6 protein-coding genes and 1 pseudogene are annotated in these 7,471 nt (G+C 71.4%); all 7 read left to right on the top strand.

The window, feature by feature from the left end; all coding sequences use genetic code 11:
- The coding region (locus tag G6022_RS11290; RefSeq protein WP_182691586.1) for a hypothetical protein at positions 1-875 on the top strand (875 nt) is incomplete at its 5' end.
- 4 nt (positions 876-879) lie between these two features.
- Positions 880-2,115 (top strand): mannose-6-phosphate isomerase, class I, encoded by a 1,236-nt coding sequence (gene manA, locus G6022_RS11285; protein WP_182638490.1) that lies wholly within the window; start codon positions 880-882, stop codon positions 2,113-2,115.
- Positions 2,116-2,180: 65 nt separating this feature from the next.
- Positions 2,181-3,647: an adenosylhomocysteinase gene (gene ahcY / locus G6022_RS11280; RefSeq protein ID WP_182638491.1), complete on the top strand. Its 1,467-nt coding sequence runs from the start codon at positions 2,181-2,183 to the stop codon at positions 3,645-3,647.
- Positions 3,648-3,656: 9 nt separating this feature from the next.
- Positions 3,657-4,295 (top strand): dTMP kinase, encoded by a 639-nt coding sequence (locus G6022_RS11275; RefSeq protein WP_182691585.1) that lies wholly within the window; start codon positions 3,657-3,659, stop codon positions 4,293-4,295.
- Positions 4,296-4,405: 110 nt separating this feature from the next.
- On the top strand, positions 4,406-5,095 hold the full coding sequence (gene mtrA, locus G6022_RS11270) for an MtrAB system response regulator MtrA (RefSeq protein WP_179526178.1): 690 nt from the start codon (positions 4,406-4,408) through the stop codon (positions 5,093-5,095).
- Positions 5,092-6,819 (top strand): MtrAB system histidine kinase MtrB, encoded by a 1,728-nt coding sequence (gene mtrB, locus G6022_RS11265; RefSeq protein WP_182638643.1) that lies wholly within the window; start codon positions 5,092-5,094, stop codon positions 6,817-6,819. The genes mtrA and mtrB overlap by 4 nt, the downstream gene beginning before the upstream one ends.
- Positions 6,816-7,471: pseudogene (locus tag G6022_RS11260) on the top strand (hypothetical protein); the annotation flags it as partial. The gene mtrB and the pseudogene G6022_RS11260, both read left to right, overlap by 4 nt.

The following is a 7,471-nucleotide window of genomic DNA, read 5'->3' as shown; positions in this document are numbered from 1 at the left end:
GCCACGCCGCGCGGGTGGTCGCCGCCCTCTGCGAGATCGTGGGCGGGGCCGCCGTCCCGCCGCTGGTCCACGCCCACACCCTCCCCACCTGGGTCGGGGCCCTGGACGTCGTCCTGGTCTCCGGGGACGACGCCGGCGACCGTGACCTCGCGTCCGCCGTGGAGTCCGCCGCCCACCGGGGTGCGATGGTCGTGGTGGACGTGCCGAGGGAGGGTCCCGTGGGCGAGTCGGGAGGGGGCCGGGCCGTCTGGCTGCCCCCGCTCCCGTACCTTCCGCCGCACCGCGGGGTCCTGCACCATCTGGCCGCCGGGATGGCGGTGCTGACCGCCCTCGGCGTCCCCGGACTGGACGTCGGCGTGGCCGCGGACGCCGTCGACGTCGAACTCGAGGGCCTGGGGCCCGATCTCGCCACCCCCGTCAACCCGGCCAAGCTCCTCGCCACCGCGGTCGCCGGTTCGGACCCGCTCGTCTGGATCCACTCGGATCCGTTGTCCGCGGCCTACTGCGACAGGGCGGTGGCCGCGTTCTGCGACGCCGGCCGGGTCACGGCGACCTCCTCCGTCACCGACGCCGTCCGGTCGCAGGCCGAGCGCGCCCGAGGGCTGCCCGCCGTGGACCCCCTCGCGAGTCTGTTCCACGACGACCAGCTCGACGGTGAACGCGAGGACAGGACCATCCGGCACCTCGGTATGGTGCTCAGCGCGGACGAGGAATTCGTCCGCCTGGCCGCGGGCCCGCTCGCGGACGTCGAGTGGATCTCCGATCGTGGTCGGGACACGGTCGGTGCCACACCGGCCCCGTTGAGCGGAAAGGTGGCCGCGCTCATGGCACGGACCGAGCTCTCCGCCGCGTACCTGCTGGTGGGGGGGCTCTAGAACCGTGGTCGCTCTCACCCCGGTCGTCCAGGCGTACGCATGGGGCTCGCGGACAGCGCTCCCCGAGTTGTGCGGAACCCACTCCCCGGCACCGCACCCGGTGGCCGAGCACTGGTTCGGCGCCCACGACTCCGGCTCGTCGCTCTGCGCCGACGGGCGGGGGTTGGACGCGCGGATCGCCGCCGACCCCGAGGGAGAGCTCGGGGCGCGGGTGGCCGCGGAACACGGGGGCGGACTGCCGTTCCTGGTCAAGCTCCTGTCCGCCGAGCAGGCGCTCTCCCTGCAGGCGCACCCGTCCCCGGAGAGGGCGAGGGAGGGTTTCGCCGCCGAGGACGCGCGGGGGATCGCCGTCCACGCCCCGGATCGCAACTACCGCGACACCAACCACAAGCCCGAGATCCTGGTGGCCCTGACCGAGTTCCACGCGCTGGTCGGATTCCGCCCCGTGCCCCGTACCGTGGCGTTGTTCGACGCCCTCGACGTGCCGGCCCTGCGCCCCTACCGCGACATGCTGGACGGCCAGCCGGACGCGGAGGGCCTCCGTGCGGTGTTCACCACCGTCGTGACGATGCCGCACATGGCGTTGGAGACGGTGGTGGCGGACCTGGTCACCGGCGCCGTGGGGTACCTCACCGCGGAGGGTGTCTCCGGCGAGTGGTCGAACGAGGCCACGACCGTGGTCGAGCTCGCCGAGCGGTACCCCACGGATCCCGGTGTCCTGGGTGCCCTGCTGCTCAACAGGGTGGTGCTCCGGCCGGGACAGGCCGTGTACCTGGGCCCCGGTCAGCTCCACGCCTATCTCCGCGGAGTCGGGGTGGAGGTCATGGCCAACTCGGACAACGTCCTGCGCGGGGGCCTGACACCCAAGCACGTCGACGTCCCGGAGCTGATGCGGGTGCTCGCGTTCGACCCGCTCGCGGACCCCACGGTGCGGCCGGTCCCCGCCGATCGCGGGATCCCCGGGGAGGTGGACTACCCCACGCCCGAGCCCGACTTCGCGCTCTCGCGCATCGTGCTCCCCGCCGGCACCGGCCCCGTCACCTACCGGACCGACGGCCCGGAGGTCCTGTTGTGTACCTCCGGCCGGGTGTGCGTGTCGGAGAACGGGACCACGGAGACGCTGGGGCCCGGCCACGCGGTGTGGGTCCCCGCCTCGACGCCGGTGGTGGAGCTGGAGGGCGCCGACGGGGCCACCGTCTTCCGCACCCGGGTCGGCGGTCCGGAGACGGGGACGGCGTAGCGGTAGAGCTCCCCGCTAGTGTGGTGCGGAAGTCTTTTCCGAACTACGAGGAGCTGGTCGCACACATGTCCGCTGATCTGCACGTGCAGTCCGTCAACGGTGTCGAGTTCAAGGTGGCGGATCTGTCGCTGGCGGAGGCGGGCCGCAAGCAGATCCGTCTGGCCGAGCACGAGATGCCCGGCCTCATGGCGCTGCGCGAGGAGTACGGGGCGGAGCAGCCGCTGGCGGGGGCCCGGATCGCCGGGTCCATCCACATGACGGTGCAGACCGCCGTGTTGATCGAGACGCTGACCGCGCTGGGCGCGGAGGTCCGGTGGGCCTCGTGCAACATCTTCTCCACGCAGGACGAGGCGGCCGCCGCCGTCGTCGTGGGCCCGGAGGGCACGCCCGAGGCCCCGTCCGGCGTGCCGGTGTTCGCGTGGAAGGGCGAGACGCTCGCCGAGTACTGGTGGTGCACGGAGCAGATCATGACCTGGCCCGGCACCGATCCCAACATGATCCTCGACGACGGTGGCGACGCCACCATGCTCGTGATCAAGGGCAAGGAGTTCGAGCAGGCCGGGGCCGTGCCGTCGGACGACCCCGCCTGGTCGGCGGAGGAGAAGGTCTTCCACGCGCTGCTGCGCGAGTCCGTGCCGGCCCACCCGGGCAAGTACACGGCCATCGCCGAGTCGGTCCAGGGCGTCACCGAGGAGACCACCACCGGCGTACACCGCCTGTACCACTTCCACGCCGAGGGTGTGCTGCCGTTCCCGGCGATCAACGTCAACGACGCGGTCACCAAGAGCAAGTTCGACAACAAGTACGGCACCCGCCACTCGTTGCTGGACGGCATCAACCGCGGCACCGACGCCCTCATCGGCGGCAAGAAGGCCCTGGTGTGCGGTTACGGCGACGTGGGCAAGGGGTGCGCCGAGGCCCTCGCCGGCCAGGGCGCGCGCGTCCAGGTCACCGAGATCGACCCGATCAACGCGCTGCAGGCCCTCATGGACGGCTTCGACGTGGTGACCGTGGACGAGGCCATCGAGGCGGCCGACATCATCATCACGGCCACCGGCAACAAGGACATCATCACCTTCGACCACATGAAGCGGATGAAGAACAAGGCGATCCTGGGCAACATCGGCCACTTCGACAACGAGATCGACATGGCCGGACTGGAGTCCGCGGCGGACGTCACCCGCATCAACATCAAGCCGCAGGTCGACGAGTTCGTCTTCGACTCCGACGGCCGCTCGATCATCGTGCTGTCGGAGGGGCGTCTGCTCAACCTCGGCAACGCCACCGGCCACCCGTCGTTCGTGATGTCCAACAGCTTCTCCGACCAGGTGATCGCCCAGATCGAGCTGTTCAGCAAGGCCGACCAGTACCCGATCGGCGTCCACCTGCTGCCCAAGATCCTCGACGAGAAGGTCGCGCGCCTGCACGTCGAGGCACTCGGTGGATCGCTCACCACGCTCGCCAAGGACCAGGCCGAGTACATCGGTGTGGACGTCGAGGGCCCGTACAAGCCCGACCACTACCGGTACTGATCCGATCCCGTGGTCGCGCGTCTGGTCGTCGTCGAGGGGCTCGACGGCGCGGGCAAGAACACCCTGACGACCGCCCTGGTCGGTGAGCTCACCGACCGGGGTGTGTCGGTCGGGCGTCTGGCGTTCCCCCGGTACGGGACCCTGCACGCCGACCTGGCCGCCGACGCCCTGCACGGCGGCCAGGCCGGTACGGCCGACTCCCCGCACGCGATGGCGTTGCTGTTCGCCCTGGACCGACACGCGGCCCTCGCCGAGCTCCGTGAACTGGCCGCCTCCCACGACGTGGTCCTGCTCGACCGGTACGTGGCCTCCAACGCCGCCTACACGGCGGCCCGGCTCGGACCCGGGCGGGAGGCGGAGGTGATCCGCTGGATCGGTGAGCTCGAGTTCGACCGACTCGGTCTGCCGCGGCCGGACCTGCAGATCCTGCTGGACACGCCGACCGCACTGGCCGCCGAGAGGGCCGGCGCCCGGGAGACGGCGGACCCGGCCCGGACCCGGGACCGCTACGAGAGGGACGCCGCCCTCCAGACGGCGACGGGGGAGGCCTACCGTCGGCTCGCCGCCTCCGCATGGCGCTCGCCCTGGCGGGTGCTGGGCGTCGACCCCGACGTGCGGCGGTTGGCGGACCTCGTGGCCGGCTCGTGAGCCGTCGGCGCCACGGATTCCCCGTCCACCGAGCCGAGCCGTGGGCCCGGCCCGTCGGTGCGGCCGGGTAAGGTCTCCATGGACACATGCCGACACTCACGCCGACACAAGTGGTGACAATGACCCCGAAGATCCTCGTCGTCGACGACGACGCCGCACTGGCAGAGATGCTCACCATCGTCCTGCGGGGCGAGGGGTTCGAGACCGAGGTCGTGGGCGACGGCGTCCAGGCCATCGAGACCTTCCGGGCGGTCCAGCCCGATCTGGTCCTGCTCGACCTCATGCTCCCGGGCCGGAGCGGGATCGACGTGTGTCGGGACATCCGCGGCGAGTCCAGGGTGCCGATCGTCATGCTCACGGCCAAGACGGACACCGTGGACGTGGTCCTGGGGTTGGAGTCCGGAGCCGACGACTACATCATGAAGCCGTTCAAGCCCAAGGAGCTCGTGGCCCGCATCCGGGCGCGTCTGCGCCGGGGTGAGGACGAACCGAGTGAACTCCTGCACATCGGTGATGTGACGATCGACGTGCCCGCCCACACCGTGACGCGTGAGGGCACGCCGATCCCGCTCACGCCGTTGGAGTTCGACCTGTTGGTGGAGCTCGCCCGCAAGCCCCGCCAGGTCTTCACCCGCGAGGTCCTGCTCGAACACGTCTGGGGCTACCGTCACTCGGCCGACACCCGGCTGGTCAACGTGCACGTCCAGCGCCTGCGCGCGAAGATCGAGAAGGACCCGGAGAACCCCGAGGTCGTCCTCACCGTGCGCGGAGTCGGGTACAAGGCCGGTCCGGTCTCGTGACCGCACGTCGCCCGGACGACGCGGCGGCGTCCTCCGGCGACGAGCGCGACACCCGGGACATGACCGACTCGTCGTCGACCCTCCTGGAGCGGATCCGGGAACTGGACCTCACCGTCCTGGGGATGCGGTTCGCGCGCATGTGGCGGCGATCCCTCCAGCTCCGGGTGGTCACCTCGACCCTCGCGCTGTCCATGGGCGTGATCCTCACGATCGCGTTCATGCTGCAGAGCCAGATGGCCGCGCAGTTGCTCTCGACCAAACTGGACGCCGCGGTCGAGCAGGCTGGCCGGCTGCGGGTCACCGTCGAGGCGCAGATCGCCGCGACCGACGAGGGGACCAGTGAGCAGTCCCGCCTCGACCAGGCGCGCAGCGCACTGGGGGAGCGGGGCATCGCCTCCGACGGGGAGTTGGTGCACGCGGGCACCTTCGACCCGATCCTGGTGGTGCCCGACCAGACCGGGCGCGGGCAGGTCGTCAGCCCGGCCGACTCGCAGGTGCCCCCGGAGTTGCAGTCGCTGGTCCAGCGGGGCCGGGTCGCCTACCAGTACGTCACGGTCGACTTCCGGGGAGAGCCCGCCAAGGCGCTGATCATCGGGACGCCGACGGACTCGTCGATCCCCGGGCTCGAGCTCTACCTGGTCTATCCGCTCATCGCCGAGGAACAGACGCTCGGGATCATGCGCGGGATCGTCGCGACCGCCGGCCTGGCGATCATCGTGCTCAGTGCGGCGATCGCGTGGATGGTCGCACGGCAGGTGGTGCTGCCGGTCCGCCAGGCGGCGTCGATCGCGCAGCGGTTCGCCAACGGTCACCTCAAGGAACGGATGGTGATCCGGGGAGAGGACGACGTCGCCCGACTGGCGATGGCGTTCAACGACATGGCACAGAGCCTGTCCGACCAGATCACCCAGCTGGAGGAGTTCGGCGACCTGCAGAAGCGTTTCACCTCGGACGTCTCGCACGAGCTGCGCACCCCGCTGACCACTGTCCGGATGGCGGCGGACATCATCTCCGACTCCGCCGGTGACCTCGACCCCCCGACCAAGCGGGCCGTCGAGCTGCTGGAGTCCGAACTCGACCGGTTCGAGAGCCTTCTCACCGACCTCCTGGAGGTCTCCCGCCACGACGCCGGAATGGCCGAGCTCTCGGTGACCGCGCTGGACGTGCGGGGGGCGGTCGAGGACGCGGTGTCCACCGTGTCGCACATCGCGGAGTCGGCGGGCGTACAGGTCGAGCTGGACATGCCGGCCGAGCCGGTGGTGGCCGAGGTGGACTCCCGACGGGTGGAGCGCATCCTGCGCAACCTGGTGGCCAACGCACTCGACCACTCGGAGTCCAAGCCCGTCCGGGTGACCCTCCGCGGGTCCGAGGCGGCGCTCGCGGTCTCGGTGCGCGATCACGGCGTGGGGCTCAAGCCCGGCGAGGAGTCGCTCGTGTTCAACCGCTTCTGGCGGGCGGATCCCTCCCGGGTCCGTCGGTCGGGCGGGACCGGACTCGGTCTGGCGATCGCGCTCGAGGACGCCAAGCTGCACGGCGGCCGGCTGGACTGCTGGGGCAGCCCCGGGGAGGGGTCGTGCTTCCGGCTGACCATCCCCCGGCGCCACGGGGGCACCCTCACCTCGAGCCCGCTGCCGTTGACCCCGGAGGACGAGGCGCGGCTGGTGAGCACCGGGTCCCCGACCCCGCTGGACCGCGTCCCCGGGACCGAGGAGGCCCGCTCGTGAACCGTGTGCGGGCTCTGGTCGCGGCGGTGGCGCTGGTCTGCGTGGCCGCGCTCGGTGCCACCGGGTGCGCGACGCTGCCCTCGTCGTCGTCGCCCCAGGTCATCGACACCTTCTCGCCGTCCGGGGCCGGCCTGGCCGTCCCCACCCCGGTGCCCGACCAGGAGCCGGACCTCCTCGTCCGGGACTTTCTCAAGGCGGCCGCGATCGCCGACCAGCGACACGCGGCGGCCCGTCAGTTCCTCACCCCGGAGGCGGCCGAGACCTGGGACGACTCCGCCGAGACGACGATCGTCCTCCGGGCGGACCTCAGCGCGGAGGGTGGACGGGGCGCGGACCGGGCCGAGTACACGCTGCGCGCCGAGAAGGTCGGCTCACTCGACCCCGGCGGCATCTTCAGGGAGGACGTGGGGCAGCTGGAGGTGACCATCGGCCTGGCCCGGCGGGACGGCCAGTGGCGCATCGACCGGTTGCCCCCGGGGGTCGTGATCGAACGGACCGAGTTCGTCTCCACCTACGCCCAGCGTGACCTGTTCTTCCTCTCCGGATCCGGGGACTCGCTGGTCCCCGACACGCGGTGGACGGCCGCGGACCGGACCGACCTGGGTTTCTCGCTGGTCAACCTGCTCGCCACCGGGCCCCGCCCCGGGCTCGA

The organism is Dietzia sp. Cai40, from assembly GCF_014145165.1.
Classification (GTDB): Bacteria; Actinomycetota; Actinomycetes; order Mycobacteriales; family Mycobacteriaceae; genus Dietzia; species Dietzia natronolimnaea.
Note: the sequence above shows the minus strand (reverse complement) of the source record. Positions and strands in the feature narration are given on the sequence as shown.

Excerpts from the sequence above, each read along its gene's own strand:
- ahcY (WP_182638491.1), top strand. The coding sequence starts at position 2,181 with ATGTCCGCTGATCTGCACGTGCAGTCCGTCAACGGTGTCGAGTTCAAG.